This window comes from Bifidobacterium bifidum ATCC 29521 = JCM 1255 = DSM 20456 (assembly GCF_001025135.1).
Taxonomy (GTDB): Bacteria; Actinomycetota; Actinomycetes; order Actinomycetales; family Bifidobacteriaceae; genus Bifidobacterium; species Bifidobacterium bifidum.
Map to the genome: position 1 here is coordinate 359,562 of NZ_AP012323.1, position 22,941 is coordinate 382,502.

At 62.4% G+C, this 22,941-nt stretch carries 15 protein-coding genes and 1 tRNA gene; 12 read left to right on the forward strand and 4 right to left on the reverse strand.

Features of this window, described 5'->3' with window-relative positions:
- Positions 1–27 precede the first annotated feature (27 nt).
- From BBBF_RS01430 to clpB, 8 genes are all read left to right on the forward strand, one after another.
- The gene (locus BBBF_RS01430; RefSeq protein WP_033510141.1) at positions 28–852 is read left to right on the forward strand and encodes a YggS family pyridoxal phosphate-dependent enzyme; all 825 of its coding nucleotides are present in this window, start codon (positions 28–30) and stop codon (positions 850–852) included.
- A 140-nt stretch (positions 853–992) separates the two neighbouring features.
- The gene (locus tag BBBF_RS01435; RefSeq protein ID WP_013363053.1) at positions 993–1,373 is read left to right on the forward strand and encodes an acylphosphatase; all 381 of its coding nucleotides are present in this window, start codon (positions 993–995) and stop codon (positions 1,371–1,373) included.
- Positions 1,374–2,091: 718 nt separating this feature from the next.
- The gene (locus BBBF_RS01440; RefSeq protein ID WP_033510132.1) at positions 2,092–5,562 is read left to right on the forward strand and encodes a DUF7604 domain-containing protein; all 3,471 of its coding nucleotides are present in this window, start codon (positions 2,092–2,094) and stop codon (positions 5,560–5,562) included.
- Positions 5,563–5,723: 161 nt separating this feature from the next.
- Positions 5,724–7,328: a SpaA isopeptide-forming pilin-related protein gene (locus BBBF_RS01445; protein WP_021648270.1), complete on the forward strand. Its 1,605-nt coding sequence runs from the start codon at positions 5,724–5,726 to the stop codon at positions 7,326–7,328.
- 180 nt (positions 7,329–7,508) lie between these two features.
- Positions 7,509–8,687 (forward strand): class C sortase, encoded by a 1,179-nt coding sequence (locus BBBF_RS01450; protein WP_033510131.1) that lies wholly within the window; start codon positions 7,509–7,511, stop codon positions 8,685–8,687.
- 271 nt (positions 8,688–8,958) lie between these two features.
- On the forward strand, positions 8,959–10,230 hold the full coding sequence (locus BBBF_RS01455; RefSeq protein WP_021648267.1) for a DUF4854 domain-containing protein: 1,272 nt from the start codon (positions 8,959–8,961) through the stop codon (positions 10,228–10,230).
- 114 nt (positions 10,231–10,344) lie between these two features.
- On the forward strand, positions 10,345–11,160 hold the full coding sequence (locus BBBF_RS01460) for a fumarylacetoacetate hydrolase family protein (protein ID WP_021648266.1): 816 nt from the start codon (positions 10,345–10,347) through the stop codon (positions 11,158–11,160).
- A gap of 830 nt (positions 11,161–11,990) precedes the next feature.
- Positions 11,991–14,654 carry an ATP-dependent chaperone ClpB gene (gene clpB / locus BBBF_RS01475; RefSeq protein ID WP_033510127.1) on the forward strand — a complete coding sequence of 888 codons (2,664 nt, stop codon included), beginning with the start codon at positions 11,991–11,993 and terminating at the stop codon, positions 14,652–14,654.
- 294 nt (positions 14,655–14,948) lie between these two features.
- On the opposite strand, the gene BBBF_RS01480 is transcribed toward clpB, so the two are convergent.
- The 3 genes from BBBF_RS01480 to BBBF_RS01490 all read right to left on the reverse strand — a co-directional run bounded on the left by BBBF_RS01480 (position 14,949) and on the right by BBBF_RS01490 (position 17,872).
- Entirely contained in the window at positions 14,949–15,722 is a 774-nt protein-coding gene (locus BBBF_RS01480; protein WP_003811792.1) for a mechanosensitive ion channel family protein, read from the reverse strand.
- A gap of 62 nt (positions 15,723–15,784) precedes the next feature.
- Complete coding sequence (locus BBBF_RS01485) at positions 15,785–16,435, reverse strand: TetR/AcrR family transcriptional regulator (RefSeq protein ID WP_021648262.1); 651 nt, start codon at positions 16,433–16,435, stop codon at positions 15,785–15,787.
- A gap of 162 nt (positions 16,436–16,597) precedes the next feature.
- Positions 16,598–17,872: a DUF2974 domain-containing protein gene (locus BBBF_RS01490; protein ID WP_021648261.1), complete on the reverse strand. Its 1,275-nt coding sequence runs from the start codon at positions 17,870–17,872 to the stop codon at positions 16,598–16,600.
- 107 nt (positions 17,873–17,979) lie between these two features.
- Here BBBF_RS01490 and BBBF_RS01495 point away from each other — a divergent pair, with 107 nt between their 5' ends.
- From BBBF_RS01495 to BBBF_RS01510, 4 genes are all read left to right on the forward strand, one after another.
- Positions 17,980–19,170, forward strand: a complete 1,191-nt coding sequence (locus BBBF_RS01495) for a pyridoxal phosphate-dependent aminotransferase (RefSeq protein ID WP_003819738.1) — start codon at positions 17,980–17,982, stop codon at positions 19,168–19,170.
- A gap of 304 nt (positions 19,171–19,474) precedes the next feature.
- Entirely contained in the window at positions 19,475–20,626 is a 1,152-nt protein-coding gene (locus tag BBBF_RS09780; RefSeq protein ID WP_021647717.1) for an autotransporter outer membrane beta-barrel domain-containing protein, read from the forward strand.
- A 66-nt stretch (positions 20,627–20,692) separates the two neighbouring features.
- A complete protein-coding gene (locus tag BBBF_RS01505; RefSeq protein ID WP_021647718.1) occupies positions 20,693–21,448 on the forward strand; it encodes a hypothetical protein in 756 nt (251 codons plus the stop codon).
- A gap of 972 nt (positions 21,449–22,420) precedes the next feature.
- A tRNA-Trp gene (locus tag BBBF_RS01510) sits at positions 22,421–22,501 on the forward strand.
- A 1-nt stretch (position 22,502) separates the two neighbouring features.
- Here the strand turns inward: BBBF_RS01510 and BBBF_RS01515 are convergent.
- A complete protein-coding gene (locus tag BBBF_RS01515) occupies positions 22,503–22,709 on the reverse strand; it encodes a hypothetical protein (RefSeq protein ID WP_021647722.1) in 207 nt (68 codons plus the stop codon).
- Positions 22,710–22,941 lie beyond the last annotated feature (232 nt).

Below are 22,941 nucleotides of genomic sequence, written 5' to 3' on the forward strand. Positions count from 1 at the left end.
TGCAGCAAGACGGATAGGGAGCATATGATGACCGCTTACATGGATCACAAGGATCTGACCAATGAAAGCATCGACGAGACGCGGGCGACGCAGATTCGCGATGGCGTGCATCGCGTGCTTGACGCCATCGCCGAAGCCGAGTCGGCGGCCGGTTGCGCTCCCGGTTCGGTGAAGCTGCTGGCGGCGACGAAGACCCGTGACGTCGGCGAGATCATGGCGGCGATCGATGCGGGCATCCGCATGATTGGCGAGAACCGCCCGCAGGAGGTCATGGCCAAGGCCGAGGGACTGCGTCGCCTGTGCGCGGACCGGGGATTTGCGCTCGGCACAGGCGACGGCGACACCACTCGACCGTCTGACGCCGAACACATCCCGTTCCATCTCATCGGCCAGCTGCAGGCCAACAAGATCGGTAAAATCCTCCCCGACGTCAACACCATCGAATCGGTGGACGGCGTTGAACTGGCGCAGCGCATCGCCCGCCGTGCCGTCGCCCGTGGAATCACGGTCGGCGTGCTTCTGGAAGTCAACGAGTCCGGGGAGGCATCGAAATCGGGTTGCGACCCGCAGGCTGCCGTCGACATCGCCGCACAGATCGCACAGCTGGACGGCATCCGGCTCGAAGGCCTGATGACCATCGGCGCGCACGTCGATGACGAGGCCACGATTCGCGCCTGCTTTGCGCATCTGCGCGGCACGCGCGACACGATTCTCGCCTCTCGCGCGCCCGGCACCGAGCACTGCACGGAACTGTCGATGGGCATGACGCACGACATGGCGCTCGCCATCGCGGAGGGTGCGACGATTGTGCGCGTCGGAACGGCGATTTTCGGCGAACGCGCGTTCATCTGACGGATTGCGGCAGGCCTCGGCGGAAAGGGGCCGGGCTGTAGCGCCCGCGCTGCGCTGCCGGCTTCTCGACTGCCGTTTGATGGTGGGCATACGATGGGGGTATTGGTGTCGGCTGACGGCAACGTGAGGTGAGTGCGGTCATGAAACGTGATGATATGCGGGCGAGCCGCGGCGCGCGGACTGACGAGAGTGAAGAGGGTGCCGTGCCGGTGTCATCGAGTGATGATATCCGTGTCCATGCCGTGGTGGCGGGTCTGGTGCAGGGCGTCGGATTCCGGTATTTCACGGTGATGACCGCCGGCAAGCTCGGCCTGGGCGGTTGGGTGCGCAACTGCTACGACGGCTCGGTGGAGGTCGAGGCGCAGGGGGAACGCGGCAAGGTCGCCCGTCTGATTTCGGCACTGAAGCAGGGGCCGCGCTATGCCGATGTCGAACGAGTGGACGTCACCGAGATCCCGCTGCAGGAGCTGAAGCCGGCCCGTCATGGGTTCCCCTCGTTCGGCGTGTTCTACGAGCGATAGTTTCGGGTCTATTGAGACGGAACTGTTCCACCGGCAGATGATGGTAAATGACGTTAGCCGATGGTTCAGCCCACTGTCAGAAGCAATATATAACTCTGCCCCCGCTGGCTGGCTCTTGCGAAGCGGGCAGGAGCGGTTTGCGTTCCTAAGTGCGCGCTGAAACGTTCAGCCTGCGAACATAAGAACGCAAATCGCACGTTTTGCGTTCTTATGTTCGCGTACTCGTCGATACGGCGCGCACTTAGGAACGCAAAAGAGTCTGCGTAATCTCACGACGAGAGCCTCCCTCAGTCTTGTTGTGCTTTGGCGGGAGCAGACACTTCGCTGATACAGCGGTATACCGTTATGTAAGAGGCCTCAGGCCTTGATCTAAGCCGCATCTCGGTATATTTCCCAAGAATTTTCCCCGTAGGGAAGGGGGTATGGCCTGATTCCCGAGGACCTTATGCCGCAAGGGCTGTGAAAGCGGTTTTTCTGCGGGGGGGCATGTATTCGGCGTTATTTCAATGTTTCGGGGGATTGCGTCGATTTTTGGGTGCGGATACGGTCAGGAGTTAACAGGCCGATGGAAGTCGATGATTTGCGCGTGCTGCGACGGTGAGAGTCGCAATCGTGAGTCTTTGTCGAACTGCTGAACGCCGGATGAAGAGTTTTGGAAATGATGGAAGGGATGCTTATCGTGACTAAGCAGGATCGGAAACCATCGCATACGAGGGCGATGCGCTCTCGCCTGATCGCGGCCGCCGTATCCGTCGCGACCGTTCTTGGACTTGCCGTCACCGGCACTGCGATTGCGGCCAATGTGGGGACAGTCGCACCCGAAGCCGCGCAGTCGGCCACGACGCAGGCATCACAGGCCGGCACCGGCCCGATCAGCGGCGTCGCACAGGGCGACAGCGCTCAGCAGGGGGCGTCATCTGCCCTGACCGATCGCGCCGGGACTGGTGCTTCGGGGCAGACCGCCACGGTCAAAGCGTCGGCTGCGCCTCGCGCCACGGCGAACGACGGCAAAGTGAAGATAAACCTATTCGATTATTGGGACAGCAGTGATCCGAAGGGCCCGGCAAAGGCCTCTGGCAAAGAGAACGTGAACTATGCCACGGGCGGTACCAGCAGAAATGAGGCGGCTGCAGCATTCTACTTCAACTACTTCAACGGAAAAGGTAAGGATTGGAACGGCTGGACTGGCAGTGCAGAAACCTCTCCGGGCATCGTCAAGACGAACCTCACCAAGACCGGCGCTGACGCAGTTCCGCAGTTCTCTACGATGGTGACCAATAAAAATAATGCACAGACCGACATGACGTATTTGTTCACAGAAAGCGAGTGGGCCAAGGCATATACCAATGGCGGCAATGGGCTGACGGGGCTGTTCGATCCGACGGAAGAGGCCAAGGGCCACTATGTGTACGACTCCAATACGACGTACGCCGCGCTGAACAGTGCCGGTACCGGATTTGACCGGTCAGCAACATGGACCGAGAGAACTGACGCGTGGATTCCGAAATTCCTGCCGTTCAATGCGGATAAAAGTCAGCTGCGGATCGGCTTTCATTCAGTGCGCGGCGCCCGGTACGCCTTCGGTATGACCGCATACGCGAAGTTCATGCAACCGAAAGAAGGCAAACTCGTTGATGGTTCCCCGATGACGTTCAACTTCACGGGTGACGATGATCTGTGGCTGTTCGTCGACGGCATGCTTGTGTTGGATATCGGTGGCATCCATGATGCCGCCAGCGGCTCCATTGATTTCGCGACCGGTGTGGTGACGATTGTCAGCAATAAAACCACTACGACCACGTTGCAGGCGTTGTTTACTCAGGCGCTCAGGGACCAAGGCAAGTCGGATGCCGAGATCACCGCTTGGATGGAATCCAATATGGTCAAAGCCTCCAATGGCTCCTACACCACGTTCAAGAACTACACCAGTCACGAGATGAACATGTACTACTTCGAGCGTGGCCATAGTGGTTCCAACTGCAAGCTTGACTTCAATTTGGTGACTCTTGACTCCAGCCATATTCAAATCGGCAAGGAGACGGAGAACGTTCCTGAAGCTGACAAGGACAAGAACTATACGTTCAACGCTTATGTCAACTATGAGGGAACCGACAGTGACAAGGATTACACGTTGTACACGGGTAAATACGACGTGTACAACACCGCCACCGGCACCAAGGACGGTGAAACCCGGACCACGGATTCCAATGGCGTGATCACGCTCAAGGCGGGCCAGTATGCCGTGCTTTTGGGCAGCGACGCCAAGAGGATCACCGAGTCCTCGAAGTACAAGGTGACGGAAATCAACGTTGACCAGGACACGTATGCGGTGAGCGCCAATGGCGGTCAGGTCAAGGTGACGCAGGAGAAGGATTCTGCGACCACGGAGCCGGTGTCGGTCGGTGAGGTGCCACGTATCACGGTGACGAACACGGTCGTCACGGCGCCCCGGTACCGCAAGTACATCAAGGCGAACAATGATGGCACCTATGACCTGTCCCTGAACGTGACCGGCACGCAGTCCGGCTCGTCGCAGACGACCGTGTCCCCGGCCGACATCGTCGTGGTGTTCGACACCTCCGGTTCCATGAGTAACCCGATGGGACACAACTCTCGTCTTGAGGTTGCGAAGACTGCCGTCAACAGCATGGCGCAGCATCTGCTGACGTCTGAGAACCAGGGCAAGGATAGCAACATCCGGATGGCGCTGGTCCCCTTCTCGACGACGGTGGGCAATGTGTCGAACTTCACCGACAACGCAATGGACATAGTCAGTGCCGTTAATGGTCTGGGCGCCGATGGTGGCACGAATTGGGAGGCCGCGCTTAAAGCCGCCAATGCCAAGCTGATTTCCGGTCGTAAGGGCGTGAAGAAGTACATCGTGTTCATGTCAGACGGCGACCCGACGTTCCGCACGAGTTCCGTGCGGACCGGCACTGATTGGTGGGGCCGTCCGACCTATGATGACGATGATCGCAGGGGTCTTCCTGCCGGGGTTCATGGTTCTGGCAGCAGTGATCAATATGGGGCGAATCTCAGCTCCGCTGTTGCCGAGGCTAACAGGCGTGGCGATGCGACGTTGTTCTCGGTTGGCGTGTCCTCCGATCCGACCAAGATGCGTGGCTTCGCCGATCAGACGAAGGGCTCGTATTACAGCGCCACCAGCACGGATGAGCTGAACAAGGCATTTGCCGATATCATCGGTCAGATCAACAGGAAGTCTTCGTACAAGAACGTGTCCATCACCGATACGCTGTCGGACTACGCGGAGTTCGTTAATGCTGACTTCGGCTCGAATGATGTGACGGTGACGGCATCTAAAGACGGTAATAGTGTCGATCTCAACGAGAGCGATTACACGGTTACCGTTTCGGGCAAGACGGTGAAGGTCACGTTCGCGGACGGCTATGAGCTTCAGGATGGCGTGACGTATACGGTCACGTTCAAGGTCAAGCCGACGCAGAAGGCCTACAACGAGTACGCCGCCAACAAACAGAATGACGACAAGACCGGATATAAGGATGTTCTTGGTGCCGACAACACTGATGCGGATGGTCACCATACTTCGTCCAATTTGCCCGGCTTCCATTCGAATGCGGATCACGGCGCGAAGCTGGGGTACACCGTCGTCAACACGGTCGGCGACCAGACCACCGAGACACCGGGTTCCGTGGAGTACCCCCACCCCGTCCTGCAGGTAAAGACCGGCAAGATCCAGGTGACCAAGAACTGGTCCGATGGAGCGGAGAAGCATGGGAATGGCTCGGTGACCGTCACGTTGAAGCAGTGCAATGCGCAAGGTGAGGATTGCAAGGACATCAACCGGGCCGTGACCCTCAACAACCAGGGTCAGTGGGCTGGCGCGTTCGAGAACCTCGCCCCTGGCACCTACCGCGTGGAGGAGTCCAGCGTGGACGGCTACACGGCGTCCTACAACCCCGAGAACCAGTTGGTAACCGTCACTGCCGACGACCTGTGGGCGGCTCCGGATAACAACAACATGACGACCTTCGACAACGTCAAGACGTACCCGGTCACGATCACCAACACCTTCGTTGCCGTGTCCGCTCTGCCGATGACCGGCGGCGCCACGACTCGTGACTGGCTTGTGTATGGGGGCGGCTTCGGCCTGCTCGCGGCACTGGTCAGAATCGGATACTTCATCTGGCGCAAGCGTCGGCTCGTCTGACCTGCGGCGGATGCTCCGCCCTCCTCCCTCGTCGGGGAGGGCACACGGGGGCGGCGACCAGTCGCCCCCGACAACTCAAGATTTGCGGACTGCGGAAGCCTCAACGACTGCCGCTTCCGCAGTTGCAATAAACAAGACAACGAAAGGAAGATGAGTTTCTCATGAAGTTCAAGAAGCTTTTCGCGGGTGTCGCAGCTGCGGCCACCCTTCTCGCTGGCATGGCGTTCGGCACCGGTGCCGCCAACGCGGCCGAGACGACAGTGGACACTGCTGCAACAGTCACGTTCAAAGCGTCCAAAGAAAAGCAGCTGACCAGCGCCCAGCTGAGCGCATACAAGATCGCGGACTACGTGAACTATGGCACTGCCAAAACCCCGGTGTATGGTGTGAAGACCGCTGCGGGCGCCAATCGCACGAAGCTGGCTGCGGCTCTGACCACCGCCGGCTTCCAGAACGTGCCGATCGATGGCACCACTGATTTGATGGCTTGGGCTATGAATCAAAAAACGACCACGGATACGGATGGTACCGTCACGCAGGTTCAGTTCGATCAGTCCGAGACCCGTCCGTGGAATGATCCGTCCGTGACGCGTAAGTTCGCGGATGCGCTGCAGGCCGGCAACCCGTTCACCGCCGCCGCGGATCCGTTCGTGCTGAACAAGGCGACTGGCAACGACACGAATGGTTGGATCGCCACGAACAAGACCGTGCTGACTGCTGGCGTGTATCTGTTCCTGGACGGCAACGCATCGACCGATACCCTGACTCAGGCCGTCCCGATGATCGTGAGCACCGGCTCCGTTAACGATAAGGGCGTTCTGTCGCTTGGGGATAGCACCGCAGAAGTGGACATGAAGAGCACGGTGAGCGGCCCCCAGACGAAGTCCACCACCAGCAAGAGCGCGTCCGTGGGCGAAACCGTGCCGTTTGAACTGGGCTACACGATTCCGAATCCGGTCCCGACCGGCTTCACCCTGCAGTTCAGAGATGTGCCAAGCAAGGGCCTGACCGTCGACTTTGCCGGACTGACCGTTAAGGCCGGCGATAAGGTGCTGACCGGCACCGATTACACGGTGGAAAACCACCTGATTGATAACAAGGGCAACGGCACCAATACTTTCGTGGTGAAGATCACCGACCCGGCCAAGTACGCCGGCAAGCAGATCACCATCACCTACAACGCCACCGTCAATGACGAGGCCGAGACAGTCAAGGGCCAGGATTACCACGCGGTGACCAACAAGCTCGTCGACAATGATGGCACCCCCATCCCCGGCACTGAAACCCTCACCAAGATCTTCGGCTTCAAGTTCACGAAGGTCAACGCCCAGGGTGAGGCCGTCAAGGGCGCGAAGTTCACGCTGAGTGTCGCAAAAGACCAGAACGGCGTGCTGCCGAACAGCGATAAGTACCCGCTCGAAGTCACGTCCGGTGCCAACGGCGTCGTCAAGTTCGACGGACTGAAGGCCGGCAGCTACACCGTGACCGAGACCGCGGTCGCCGACGGATACCAGGACTTCAAGGCCTCGTTCACCGTGGCCATCGAGGAAAACGGCAACGTCACCTTCGCCGGCACCGACTCCTGGGGTCTCGCGCCCAAGGACAGCGCCGCCGACTACAAGGTGACCAACGTCAAGTCCGTCTTCGAACTGCCGAAGACCGGTGCTGCGGGCATCGCGCTGTTCGTGGTGATCGCCGCGCTGCTCGGCGGCGCTGCCGCCACCGTGTACGCCAAGTCTCGCCGCACCAGCCGTGCGCTGCGCTGACTGACACGATAACAGGCCAAGCCGCCGCATGACGTGCATCCCGCACGAGCATGGTGGCGGCTTCGGCTTGCTGTAACCATTCGCCCCCGGCAACACCCCTGCCGGGGGCAACACAGTACATACACGAATTCGTTTCACGGCGATTGCAGTGACGGCCGGCACAACAACAGGAGGATGCGCATGGCATCGAGGAGACACGGATCGAAACGGCCGGCCACCTCATCCGGCAACGACCCAGCCGCCAAATCCTCCCATGCGCCCGCACGGTCAACGATGACCCGCAGCCTGCCGGACAATGACGAGCGATCCTCGAATAATTCCCGCAAATCCTACCGAAACAGCCGTCACAAACCCGCCGTGCAGCCGCAGCTCCCGTACTCGATGCTGAGCTTCAATCAGGCGACCGACATCTTCGACCTTGTCGCGCAACGCAAACGACTGCGCATACAGCTCATCATCATGCGCATCGTCACGCTGATACTGGTCATAGCCGCTGTCGCCGTCGCCGGATATCCCCTAGCGCTCCAATACCAGAGCTCGCTCAAACTCGCCCAAACCTCACGCAACAGCGCACAGCAGGTCGCCGGCTGGCCATACCCGCAAGCCGAAGACGCCCTCGCCGCCGCCCGCGCATACAACGCAAAACTCGCCAGATCCGGTCAACCCGTGCTGGGCGAGGCCATCGACCCGTTCAGCGCCGCACAAGGCGGGTCGAGAGCCAAAGGCGAGGACTCCGCCGCCTCCAAAGACAAGGAATACCAGTCCCTGCTCGACTCGGGCGACGAAGTGATGGGAACCATCAAGATCCCGAAAATCTCCGTCAACCTGCCGATCTACCACGGCACGTCACAGACCGCGCTGGCCTCCGGTGCCGGTCACCTGTACGGCTCCTCGCTGCCGGTCGGCGGGGACGGCACGCACTCCGTCATCACCGGGCACCGCGGTCTCGTCAACGCGATGATGTTCACGCGGCTCGACGAGATGAAAACCGGCGACTTCTTCTACATCGAAGTGATGGGGGAGACGCTCGGCTACGAGGTCGACCGCATCACCGTCATCAACCCGGACGACACTTCGCAACTCAAGATCGTGCCCGGCGAGGACCGAGTGACGCTGATGACGTGCACGCCGTACGGCGTCAACACGCAGCGCCTGCTGATATCCGGGCATCGCGAGCCGATCCCGATGCCGGCGCCGGACCCGTCCGACCTGCATGACACGCGCACCATCGTGACGATGGTGGTGGTGTGCGGGCTGCTCGGCGGATGGCTGCTGCTCGGCGTGATCGGGCGGATTCGCCGGCTGCCGTTCAAGCCGATGCGGCACGCGTCGTCGTGGCCGCGGCGCATGCGTGGGTGAGGTGCGCCGGGTTCACGGGGGGCAACAGGGGTGTCGGCGGCGTCGCCGGTGAGGTCCTCGAAGGCGGACTTGCAAGGTTTTCGAGGGATCTCGCCGTGCGAATCGAACTTGCCGTGAGATGAACATGAACTTCCGGTCAATACCGTGCATATCACGGAAAGTGAGTGTACGCTGAGGATTAGCCGATCAGGTGCATACAGCGTTGCATGTGGCCGGTTGCGGTAACAATGATTTGACCCGGTCGACGGGACTCTCTGCAAAAGGGGGACATATGAGCAACACGTATCCAGATGGAGCGCCGCAGACTCCGTATGGTGATCCGAACAATGCTGCGGGCGCGGAAGGCGCGCCCGAACCGCAGCCAACGCAGGCTTTCCCGCCGGTGCCGGTCGTTCCTCTGCCCGGGCAGGGGGCGGGCGCGCCGACGGGAGCCCCAGCCGCCCCGTACGGGCAGGGCGGGGCTCCTTATGGTGGTGCGCCGACTGCCGCGTACGGCGAGTCGCTCGCCGGGCCGCAGGGCGGCGCCGAGCCGTATGGATACCAGGCGGCGCCGTATGGGCAGGAGCCGGGAGCGTACGGACAGTCGGGCGCTGGCTCCGCATACAACCAGGGTGGGGCTCCTTATGGTCAGCAGCCTGAAGCCGGTCCGAACCCCTTCAGCCAGCCCGATGGCGGAACTCCGTATGGTGGCGAGGCGCCTACCGCCGCGTATGGTGAGCCGCTTGCCGGCGGTGCTCCGGGAGGGTACGGTCAGCCGGCCGCACCGTACGGCGGCGAGCAGCCGACCGCCGCGTACGGACAGCCATACGGCGCCAACCAGTACGGTGGCCCGCAATACGGGAACCAGCCGCCCGCAATCGCGCCGCAAGGCTACGGCGATCCGTACCAGCAGGAACCGCCGAAGAAGAAGAGCCGCGGCCCGCTCATCGCCGGCATCACCGCCGGTGTCGTTGCCGTCATCGCCATCATCGTCGTAGTCGTGCTGTTCGCCACCGGTGTCATCGGCGGCAAGAAGGACAGCAGCGCCGACGCGAAACCCAACACGTCCACCAGCCAGACGCAGGGCGACAGCAAATCCAATGGCGACAGCTCCAGCAACGGCAACTCCGACGGATCCGGCAGCAACGATCTGAACAACCTTGACGACGCGTTGCAGAACGGGGCCGACGACACCAACAACGATCTCAACAACGACAGATCCAACGGATCCTCCAGCTCCGGCAAGCCGTCACTGGAAGAGTTCGTCAACTCCAGCGAGATCCAGTCGCAGCTCGACAGCATGACCTCGTCGTACCAGGGCATGGGCATCAGCATCAAGGCGTACGCGGAAGGCAACACGCTCGTGTACGACTACACGCTGTCCGACACGTACAGCAGCATGGGCGACATGATGACGTCGAGCCTTGACGGGATGGACAGCACGTTCAAGTCGGTGGCGCAGACGCTCAACGAAACCTGCGACACCGGCGGCAACGCCAAGGTGCGCGTGTACCTGCATACCGAAAGCGGCAAGACGCTGTTCGACAAGAGCTACACGGAGTAAGCGGGTCCAGCTCGCGAGAATCCGACAAGGCGGGACGGTCATGATTGGCCGCCCCGCTTTTCGTATGCGCGTTCTTCGTAAGGATTGCACTCGCACTGGTTTACACTGGTGAGTATGAGAATCGCACGTTTTTCACTCAACGACAAGCCGCGCTATGCCTTCGTCCAGCAGGACCCGGCCGACGGCAAGGACTACCTGATCGAACTGGACGGATACCCGTTCGGAACCGCGCCCGTCAAGCCCACAGGGGAGCGGTACGCGCTCGACGCCGATGGGCTGAGGCTGCTCGCGCCGGTGATTCCCTCCAAGGTGTACGGTCTCGCCAAGAACTACGAGGCGCACGCGCAGTTCATGCACGAGAGCGGGCACTCCGAGATTGCTCACGCGCCGGAAGACATGGTGATCTTCTCGAAGCCTTCCACGTCGGTGATCGGGCCGGACGATCCGATCGTCATCCCGTCGTATTCGAACGATATGAACTTCGAGCCCGAAGTGGCGGTGATTATGGGGCGTATCGCCAAGAACGTGCCGGTCGAGAAGGCCATGGACTACGTGCTGGGCTTCACGTGCGTCAACGACGTGACGCTGCGTGACCTGCAGGGGCTGGATCCGATGTGGACGCGGGCGAAGGGCTTCGACACGTCCTGCCCTATCGGCCCGTGGATTCAGACCGAGCTGGACTGGAAGGACGCGAAGATCTCCTTCACGCTCAACGGCGAGGACGTGCCGATGGCAAGCGGCACCACTGCGAACCTGATTCACAGCATCCCCGAGCAGATCGCCGCGATTTCCTCGTTCTCGACCCTGCTGCCCGGTGACGTCATCATGACCGGCACCCCGAACGCCTCCGGTCACCTCGATCCCGGCGACGAGCCCATCGTCCACGTAGCCGGCATCGGTTCCCTCCGCAACGTGGTCGTGCGCGGCTAGGCGACAGCACAGTGTGCTGTCGCAGCGCACGAGCCAAGCGACAGCGAGGCCGGATTGGGTCGGCCGCAGGCCGTCCGAAATTGCGGGACCGTGCGCGGCATTGCCCGTCGCCTCGACCGGGACGTTGATGATTGGCTCGGGGAATCCATACCGTTTGAGCAGCAGACGCAAGTGGGTCTCGGCCGGGGAGTCGGTGTTCTCGCGAATCTGGGTGAGTGCCCTGATGCATTGTTTTTGCCCCTGGAACGAGTCGCATGGGTGGATGAATTCTCTGAGTTCGGCCAGAGTGGTCCGTCTGCGTGCGGGGTCGCGGCATACCAGCGAGTCGCCGAATTCTATGAGGTCTTCGAGGGACAGCTCTTTGGCCATTTGGGCGAACAGCGCCTCGGGGGAGGTGCATAGGAGCCCATGCACCTCGATGGTTGCGCCCGAGGCGTTCGTATTGGGCCATACGCGGAGAATGATGTCTTTCGCGCGCGTCCGCCGCGTGGTTTTGAACGTGACAGTCGCGGCGGGGCGGTTCTTCGTTGATCTCAAACATGACCGCTTTCAGAACTCGCAGATACGAGAACTGTTTTGGCGGAAAATGGCGGTTTCGGGTTTCGTATCTGCGAGTTTTGAGAGCGTGTCGCACGGATTCGAGTTATCCACATTGCGTTCTGGCGCTTCAAAATCAGTGCAAAACTTGAGTCGCGTGCGCTCAACTTTCGGGAATAGAATGGGTGCCGAATCGGTTGTGCGTATCAGACACAGACGGAAAGCGCTGTGCGGGGCGGTTCGGATGTCGTGGGCCGCGGCCGCCAAGGCGCATGAGACATACGGAGGTTGATATGGAACAGAAGTTCACCACCATGGCCCAGGAAGTCATCGGTGATGCGATTCAGAGCGCGTCTGCCGCGGGCAACGCGCAGGTCGAGACACTGCACGTGATGGATGCGCTGCTGCGTCAGGAAAACGGCGTGATTCATGGACTGATTCAGGCGGCGGGCGGCAACCCGCAGGCGATTGGCGCCGCGGTGCGCAATGCTCTGGTTAAGATGCCGGCGGCGAGTGGGTCCACCACATCGCAGCCGCAGGCGAGCCGCCAGCTGACGGCGGCGCTGGCACAGGCCGAGAAGGAGATGCAGCAGATGGGCGACGAGTACGTCTCCACCGAGCACCTGCTCATCGGCATCGCCGCATCCGCACCGAACCAGAGCGCGGACATCCTCAAAGCGAACGGCGTGACGGCCGCGGCGCTGCGCAAGGCCGTCCCCGGCGTGCGCGGCGGCGCCAAGGTCACCAGCCCGGACGCTGAGGGCAGCTACAAGGCGTTGGAGAAGTACTCCACCGATCTGACCGCCCGCGCCAAGGAGGGTAAGCTCGACCCGGTGATCGGGCGTGATCAGGAGATCCGCCGTGTGATCCAGATCCTGAGCCGCCGCACCAAGAACAACCCGGTGCTGATCGGCGAGCCCGGCGTCGGCAAGACCGCCGTCGTGGAGGGCCTCGCCCAGCGTATCGTGGCCGGCGATGTGCCGACCACGCTGCAGAACAAGAAGCTCATCAGCCTCGATTTGGGGTCGATGGTTGCCGGCTCGAAGTACCGTGGCGAGTTCGAGGAGCGCCTCAAGAGCGTGCTCAACGAAATCAAGAACGCCGACGGCCAGATCATCACGTTCATCGACGAGATTCATACGATCGTCGGCGCTGGCGCGGCCGAAGGCTCGATGGATGCCGGCAACATGCTCAAGCCCATGCTGGCGCGCGGCGAGCTTCGCCTGATCGGCGCGACCACGCTGGACGAGTACCGCGAGAACATCGAGAAGGACCCGGCGCTTGAGCGTCGTTTCCAGCAGGTGTTCGTGGGCGAGCCGAGCGTGGAGGACACGATCGCGATTCTGCGTGGCCTGAAGCAGCGTTACGAGGCGCACCACAAGGTGACGATCGGCGACGACGCGCTGGTCGCCGCCGCGACGCTTTCGAACCGCTATATTTCCGGCCGTCAGCTGCCCGACAAGGCCATCGATCTGGTCGATGAGGCGGCCGCGCACCTGCGCATGGAGCTCGACTCCTCCCCGGAGGAGATCGACGGGCTGCAGCGCAAGGTCACGCGCTACGAGATGGAGGAGATGCAGCTCAAGAAGGCCGAGGATCCGGCCAGCAAGGAGCGCTTGGAGAAGCTGCAGAACGAGCTCGCGAACACTCGCGAGAAGCTGAGCGGCCTCAAGGCCCGCTGGGATGCGGAGAAGGCCGGCCACAACAAGGTCGGCGACCTGCGCGCCCAGCTGGACGCCAAGCGCGTCGAGGCTGACAAGTTCACCCGTGAGGGCAACCTGGCCGAGGCGTCGAAAATCCTGTACGGCGAGATTCCGGCGATTCAGAAGCAGCTGGACGCGGCCGAGAAGGCCGATGCGGAAGACGGCGCGACGGGCGAGACCAAGCCCGAGCCGATGGTGCCCGACCATGTGGACGCCGATTCGGTGGCCGGCATCGTCTCCGAGTGGACCGGCATCCCCGTCGGTCGCCTGATGCAGGGCGAGAACGAGAAGCTGCTGAGCATGGAGGACTACCTCGGCAAGCGCGTGATCGGCCAGAAGGAAGCGATCGCGGCGGTGAGCGACGCGGTGCGTCGTTCGCGCGCCGGCATCAGCGACCCGAACCGTCCGACCGGCTCGTTCCTGTTCCTCGGCCCCACCGGCGTGGGCAAGACCGAGCTCGCCAAGGCGCTCGCCGACTTCCTGTTCGACGACGAGAAGGCCATGGTCCGCATCGATATGTCGGAGTACATGGAGAAGGCGTCTGTGAGCCGTCTGATCGGCGCCGCGCCCGGCTACATCGGCTATGAGGAAGGCGGCCAGCTGACCGAGGCCGTGCGTCGTCGTCCGTACTCGGTGGTGCTGTTCGACGAAGTCGAGAAAGCTAACCCCGAAGTCTTCGACGTGCTGCTGCAGGTGCTGGACGACGGGCGTCTGACCGACGGCCAAGGCCGGACTGTGGACTTCAAGAACACGATCCTGATCATGACCTCGAACCTCGGCTCGCAGTTCCTGGTGAACCAGGACATGGACGCGGACGCCAAGAAGAAGGCCGTGATGGACGCGGTGCACATGAACTTCAAGCCGGAGTTCCTGAACCGTCTGGACGAGATCGTGATGTTCCATCCGCTGACCCGTGAGGAGCTGGGCGGCATCGTCAACATCCAGGTCGCTCAGGTGGCCTCGCGTCTGACGGATCGCCGCATCAAGCTCGACGTCACCGACGCGGCTCGCGAATGGCTCGCCAACACCGGCTATGACCCGGCGTACGGCGCTCGTCCGCTGCGCCGTCTGGTGCAGACCGAGGTCGGCGACCAGCTGGCGCGCATGCTGCTCGCCGGCAAGGTACACGACGGCGACACCGTGCTCGTCAACCAGACCGGTGGCGAGCATCTGGAACTCGGTACCATGCCCGAGGATCCGGATGCCGGCTCCGATACCGACGTCACGGTCGAAGACGTCACCGAAGACAAATGATGGCCGGGTGATGGCCGCATAATGGCCGAGTCGCGATGAGGGGAGGCCGGGCTCAATACCCGGTCTCCCCTCAATGCGTCATAAGTGCGTCACGCTGTGCGGGTCGCGTCACGCGGCGAGCGCTCGCACAGCGTGACGGTTCGTGAGAAGCCTTATTTTTCAACGTTTTTGGAGTATGCGTCACTCTGTGCGTTCGCTCTGCGTGACGTGACCCGCACAGCGTGACGCTGCATGGTGCGTGTGTAGGCGCTGTGGTGCCCGGATTCGCGCGTAAGTCCGAACGCGCCGCGACCCCTATTCGCCGACCGCGGCGCGCTGCTCCACGAACTCGCATCCAGCTATCGCGCGGGCCATGGCGTCGCGCATGGTGGACAGGAACACGCCGTCGCGCGTGAACGCCAGCGCCTGCACCTCGATGCCGTACGGCGAAAAACCGGTGAGCTTGACGAGTGGTTCGCTGCCGGGTTGCGCGAATTCGGCGGTGGCCGTGGCCACCGCGCGCTTCACTGCCTCCGTCACGTGCGCCGGGTCGCTGCCGGCCTTCGCGGTGAACGTCATCGTCACGCATCCTTCATTGGACGGCGTGAGCTTCTCCAGCGACGCGGTGTTGAGCACGGAATTGGGTATGACCATCTCGTTGCCATTGCGCTCGCGCACCACCGTCTGCCGCCACGTGATGTCCTTGACCACGCCGGCCGTCCCCGCGACCGACACCAGATCGCCCGGCTGTATCACCTTGCCGAGCATCAGCCCGAAGCCCGAGATCACGTTCGCCACGGTGTCTTTCAGACCCAGCGACACGGCGATGCCGCCGACGCCGAGCGCGGTCATCAGTGTTGTCGGGCTGATGCCGAACACCGGCTGCAGCACGATGGACGCGGCCAGTATCCACACCAGCACGCGCATGATGTTGATGAATATCGACGCGCTCGGCATGTCCGTCCGATCCAGCACCTTGCGCATCACCCGTGCCAGTCCCTTGGTGATCAACAGCGCGGCGACGATCGCCACCAGCAGGAAGATGATTTTCCCGGCGTTCGCCTCGAACCATTGCAGTATCTGATCCATGTCGCCTCCAGGGTCGCGTCCGCGTCGCGCACCCCGCGGCGGCGACTGCTCTGCAAGCCACTTTAGTGGGCGGTTTTGAAATCTCCTGGAATGTCGCCTTTGAAAATGCGGCTCCAGTAGGCCAGCATGTTCTCCTTTGACATCGACAGGTACACTCCCATGGCGAGCACGGCGACATCCTCGTTGAGCAGGTCGTCGACCGAGAGTCTCTTGCTCAGCTCCGGCCACCGCCGCAGCACCGCGAGGATACCGCCGACGGTGAAGTCGAGCATCAGGTCGGTTTTCAGATCCAGGTTGCCGGCGTCGAGCTGGAGGTCGTTGATGATCATCAGACGGCCGAAGTCCTTCAGTGACTCGATGAGCTCGGGCGAGCTATGGCTGCCGGCGAGCAGTGCCAGACGGTCGAGCCGCTGCCGCTGAACTGGGTCGTTCATCACCAGGGAGCATTGGCGCCTCCATTCGATGTCGGGATTGAGGTCGGCGCGTGGCGCCTGCACGGTCGAGTGCTCTACGGCGTGCATGATCGCCGAATCGGCCAGCTCCGGCAGGCTGGCGTAATGGTAGTAGAACGAGTTGCGGTTGACATGCGCCTCGCGTACGACTTCGGTGACGGTGATCTTGCGGTATTCGTGGTCTGCGAGCAGCTCCCAGAACGCGTTTTCGAGGCGTTCGGTCGCGGAGAGTATCTCGGAATCCTTGCGTGGGCGCGGCATGATGGTTCCCTTCCTGCGTGGCGTGCGGCTATCGTTTATTGGGCACTATGTCTATATGTGTGATATGGATTATTGTAGGGCGGATCGTGAGGCGGATGATCGGAAAATAGGCGAACTGTCCATTTTTCTCGGTTGGCGAAACAGAGTTCGGGCACGAGACGGCTACCGCGAGGAACGGGACCGGACCGCGGCCATGAGCAGCCCCATCGCCTCGATCAGATGACGGCGATCCGCCTCCGACAGACCCACGAACGTGTTGATCATCGTGGGAACGGCCTTCAGGCCGGCCGCCATGAGATCGGAAATGCTGTCGGCATGGCTCGACCGCAGCACGGAGAACAGGGCGTCCACCGCGCGCTCGCGGTCCTCGGTGCTCAACGATTCCAGCCAGCCGTTCAACGACCGGTTGAACAGCTGGGAACTCGGCGACACCTGCGGCAGATATTCGAAATCATTGCCCGAGACCTGCCAGGAGAACGTCAGATGCTGCATCACGCCCTTCTGGTCGGAGCGTACAACCCGCATCGGCTCGGGCGTCTCCAGAATCATGCCGACAATCGAGGAGTCCGGTACGATCTTCACGATGAGGGGCATGACGCTCCGATACGGATCGCTGCCGACGATCTGCGACGGGAACCCCGGCCCGTCCAGCGAATACACCGCCGTGACACGCCGCTGCACCGGCTCGGGCGCGTTCATCGCCGCATACACGGCCAGATTGCCGCCCTTGGAATGCCCCAGCAGCACCATCGGGCCGCGCCACAGGCGCGCCACGGCGCACACATACTCACACGCCGCACGCTGTGCGGGCACCGGGTAGCGAAACGCCATGTTGAAATCCTCTTTCCAACCCACGAACGAGTCGTCCGTGCCGCGGAACGCCACCGCCAGAGTGCCGCCCGGCAGCAGCATGGTCACGGCGGCGAACTGCATCTGCTGTTCCTCGCTGAAATGCTCATCGGATGCGTCCACGCGAACGCAGGCAAAGCGCGGATTGACTCCGATGGCGGCGTACAGCTCCTGCGTCAGGCGCGGGTCGGCGAGGCCGTTATGGCCGCTCTCCACATGAAAATCATCGGGGGTCAGCGCCTCCGACACCGAAGCCAGCGTTGCGTCGCCGAACTCCGGGGCGGCCAAATGGCGAATCGAGCGCACCGGATGGCGCACGTCGATGCTGCTCAGACGTCTGCGGAATGTGCCGGATCGTGCCTCGACATCGGCCAGAGTCCGCACGCATGCCGGCATGTCCTGATAGACAAGCGACGCCAGCACCAGCGCGTCGACGGCGTTGAACGGTGCGTCGACGCCGAACGGGCGGGTCTCGGAACGTGCATAATCGATGATGTTGGGCGTCGTGCGCCTCCTTTCCGCCGCGGCGGGGCTATGCTTGTCGTCCGGAGCCGCTAAGGGCCGGGCGGGTGACCGGTTACCCGTCAATATACCCGGTTCCCAACCCGCGCGAACCCAGCAACAACCGGCGACATGCCCTGTTGTGCGTGGTCGGTGGTAAAAACGAAACCAGAGTCCAACGGGGAGGTTGTGCCATGATCAACGAAACATACAAAGCCATGCTCGGCGGCAAATCGGTCATTCGAACCCTGAGTGAATACGCGACCGCAAGGGGCACCGAAATCGGATACGACAACGTGTTCGACTATTCGCTGGGCAACCCGAGCGTGCCGTGCCCGTCCAGCTTCACCAAGGCGATGATCGACATGTACGAGACCGCCGATCCGGTCGCGCTCCACGGATACAGCCCGTCGCTGGGCAACCCGGAGGCGTGCCGCACCATCGCCGAAAGCCTCAACCGGCGTTTCGGCATGGATTACACGGCCGGCCATATCTTCCCGACGACGGGTGCCGCCGGTGCGCTCGCCCACGCGCTGCGGGCCGTCACCAAGCCCGGCGACGAAGTGCTCACGTTCGCGCCATACTTCCCCGAATACCATCCGTATGTCGAAGGCGCGGGCGCGCGGCTGACCGTCGTGCCCGCCGACATCGAGAGCTTCCAGATCAACTTCGCGGCGTTCGAGGCGGCGCTGAACCCCGAGGTGACGGTCGTGCTCATCAACACGCCGAACAATCCCTCCGGCGCGGTGTATTCGGCCGAAACGCTCGACCGGCTCGCGGGTATCCTGCGGGCGAAGCAGGCCGAATACGGTCACGACATCTTCCTGATCAGCGACGAGCCCTACCGCGAGATCGTGTTTGACGGCGGCACGCAGCCGTACCCGGCCAAGTTCTACGACAACACGCTGACCTGCTACTCCTGGTCGAAGTCGCTGAGCCTGCCGGGCGAGCGCATCGGCTACGTGGCAGTCAACCCGCGGGCGACCGACGCCGAACTCATCGTGCCGATGTGCGGGCAGATCTCACGCGGCACCGGCCACAACTGCCCGAGCTCCAGCATGCAGCTCGCCGTGGCGAAGATCATCGACGAGACCAGCGACCTGAGCGTGTACGAGACGAACATGAACCTGCTGTACGATGCGCTGACCTCGATCGGCTTCGACGTGGTGCGCCCGGGCGGAACGTTCTACATCTTCCCGAAGGCGCTGGAAGCCGACGCGAACGCCTTCTGCATGAAGGCCAAGGAATACGACCTGATCCTGGTGCCGTCCGACAGCTTCGGCGTGTCCGGGTACTTCCGCATGGCCTACTGCATCGACACCGACAAGGTGAAGCGGTCGATTCCGGTGCTGGAGCGCTTCGTGCGCGAGGAATACGGATTGTAGGCGAAACCGCGCTCTCAAAACTCGCAGATACAGCCCCAAAATGTCGATTCTGGGGCTGTATCTGCGAGTTTTGAGAGCGCGGTTTCGCCTAAGAGCATCCAGAAAGCATCAGAAAACATTCGGAAACCGTTCCGCAAGGTTGCAGGACGGTTCAACGTCAGGCGCAGGGGCCGCTAGGAAAGCCGTCGTTCAATGGAGTCAATCCAAGGAAAGGACGACGACCATGCAACCCCATGACATGCAACCCCATGCGAGCCCCGGCGGCTCGCGGCGGCGTCGACCGCCGGTAATCGCGACGAGGCGGATGGTCGCCCTCACGGGTGGCCTGTGCGCGAGCCCCGGCGGCATGGTGCTGATTCGGCACCTCTCGGCCGGTTCCGCTGGCCCCGCCTCAACCATGCAGCCGCCGAGCGGCAACTTCGGTGGCGGCGCCAACACCATGCAATACGACTATTCCGGCAGCTACTCGGTGTCGCTCACCGTCGGCGAAGACTCCACCGCCGTCATCGACGGTACCGACATCACCGCCTCCAGCTCCGGGTCGAACGGCGTCTTCGCCACCGATTCCGGAACGGCGCTCGTCAACGACACATCGATTGAGACCATGGCCGACAATTCACGCGGGCTGGACGCGACCTACGGCGGCACGATATCGGCGAACAAGATCACCGCGGACACGCAGGGCGGCCACAGCGCCATCGTCGCCACCGATCGAGGCGGCGGATCGATCTCTCTCGCCGATGCGACGCTGAGCACCGCCGGCTCCGGCTCCCCGCTGCTGTATTCCACCGGCGACATTCAGGTGAACAACGTCTCCGGAACCTCATCCGGCAGCCAGATCGCCGGCATGGAAGGCCTCAATACGATCCTGATCAAGGATTCGACGTTGGAAAGCACGGTCACCGGCAAAACCGCATCCGACCCGATCGCCAATGGCACCATCATCTACCAGTCCACCTCGGGCGATGCGGAAGCCAGCACCGGCGAGCACGCCACGTTCCAGTCGGTCGATTCCACACTCAGCTCCGCCATCGGATCAGGGTCGATGTTCTACTTCACCAACACGACCGCCGATGTGGTGCTGCAGAACACTGAGCTTGATTTCGACACCGACGCGGCGACGCTCACGGACAACGCGGCGGCCGGCTCCGGCACGGGCACGGCGAGCGACGCCCCCATCACTGTGAATGTCGACGGCACGTCCACGTGGGTGGTGACGAAGGATACGACCATTTCCGCGCTCAACGTCGCTTCCGGCGGCGACGGCAACACCGTCACCATCGTGGCGAACGGCAAGACCGTGGTCTCCGGCAGCGGCGACGTGACCGTCACGGTGACCGGCTCGTATTCGACCTCGGTCTCGGCCGGGAGCGACACGGAGCTGTCGAGCGACACCATCGACCGCAGCGAGTTCGACAGCCGGTTCGGCACATCGACAGCGTGGACGATGGCATAACCATGGCGGCGTGCCAGACATCAACATCAGCAATCACTTCATCAGTCAGTTTTCAAAGGAGTCATCATGACCAGCAACAACAGCAACAATGTCAACAATGCGAATGGCGGCGAGAGCGGCAACAGCGCGGATGGTGCCATCGAGGGCGTCGCTATCGAGGTTGCGGCGAACGTCACCGGTTCGGAGCAGCATCAAGCGGCTGTAAATGACGCCGCTGTGGCTGATGGTGACCGGGCTGCGGCAGACAACGGCGGTACAGACGAGTATGCGGGGAATCGTGCGGCTGGTCTGGGAGATACCGAATGGGCTGCCGGGACCGGGGCTGCTGGATGCGGAACCGCCGGATACGGCTCGGCTGGGTATAGGCTCGCGGCAGCTCCGGGCAGTTCCGGCTATGCGCCGAACGGTCCGATGCCGGGGAGCTACGGCGAGGGATCGCGTGCGGCGTGGTACGCGCAGAATGCGCCGACGCAGGCAATGAATCCGCAGCCGGGGAATATGCAAGCGGTGAGTGGCCAGAACATGAACGCGCAGGACGCGAATATGCAGGGCGCGAATACACCAGATGCGAACGCGCAGGGCGGCCGGATGCCGTTGTATGCGGATTGGAACGGCCGGGGGCCGGTGCCTGGAGCAATGGGCGGTCAGGTCCCGACACCGAAAGGCTCGAAGGGCGGCGAACACGCGTTGAGCGGTAAGACGTGGGCATTGCTCGCCGTGGTGTCTCTGGTCTGCGGCCTCGTGGGCGGCGTCGGTGGAGCGCTCGCGGTGAACGCGCTGACCGACGACGAAGATGGCACAGGCAGCAGCCAGCAGATGTAGATGCTCGGAGGCATGGGGCAGCCGCCCAGCGGCGGCCAATTCGGCAATAGGCAGTTTCAGCAGTATGGCGGCTCAGGGAAGTCGGACAGCCAGCTCGGCAGTGGTTCCAGTGGCTCCGGCAGCAGCTCCAGCGGTTCCGGTTCCTCGTACAGCTCCGACGGCAGTGATGCGACCACAATGTAAGCCATGAGCCGGGCAAGGCTCAGCGCGAAGTGAAAGCGTCCAACCGCAATCGCTGCCCCCTATCTGCCCCCATCATCCTCGTCAAATTACGGGTTGAAATAGCCGTTCTGGGCAATTCCCCGTGCGAAATCGCCGTTTTGAGCTCGAAAAACGGCGATTTCGCACGGGGAATTGTGGATCTCGGCTATTTCAACCCGTATTTTCGCGTTCTGTTCGCCCTCCACAGCCCGTAAATGGCCCAGCCGGTCGGGCTTTACGGCTCATCCGGCCAGCGCATCGCTGACGAATCGGTCGACCGTCGACCAATGCGGCCCTTGCCTCCTCGGCTGCATCACGGCGCGCGCCCTCCAGCTTGGCGCCGGGAACCTTACCGGCCCTGACCAGTTTCATCATCGAAAGCGGCGCCTGCGTGTCAAGGACGAATCGGAACATGAACGCCGACGTGGCCAGCGTCAACGCGCCTGCGGACGCCGCGGCGATGCCGGTAATTCGGCATCCGCGCCGTACCCGGCCGGCGCGTCGCGAGCGAAATGAGTCATGCCGATGCGTGAAAGCAGCCGGCGCAAACGCAGCGCAGCTTCCCCTGCGGATACCCTGTGCCGACTGGATTCCAAGCCGGCTGCACGGCCCAAGCGCGGCCGGCATGCCCGGGAAGAGCGCGAAAGGCGAAAAATCCTCACGACCTCTAGCGAACCGCGCGAACGGTTGTTAGTGTTGATGCACAGACGATTTCGGTTGCCGCGGCAGGCGTGCCGTCGGCTGATTGACGCGGCGCGCCGAACGCCGCATATACCGCTTGGTGCGCACCAGACGTAGAGCGGCGGTCTCCAAAACCGCAGGTCGTTGGTTCGAAGCCAACCGCGTATGCCAGTCACTTGTTTTTTCGGGGTCTGCCTCCGCCGACGCCCCGACCGGGACGCTTCGTGTTCCATCCGTCTATCGTCTCCGGGAGCCAGCCGCGCGTGCGGCCTATCATGGCGTCGGGTTCGGGGAGCTTGAGGTTGAGCAGGCCGCCGCTGGTTATGCCGAGGCGTTCGGCGACCTGCTTGAAGCCGAGAGATATGCAGTCCGAGAACACGCGACACGCAGTGAATCTTAACGACCGCAGGACTAGGCAAACAACAAATGGCACTACGCAGATGCTCATACACCCACTGCCACCTGCCCGTCACCCGCGGCCAAGCATGGGACCTCGGACATAACGACCGGCGCGACGGATACAACGGACCCGAACGCGCGAGCTGCAACCGCAAAGCGGGAGCGGCCAACGGCAACCGCATGCGCGAACACTGGAACAAGCAAACAGGAAA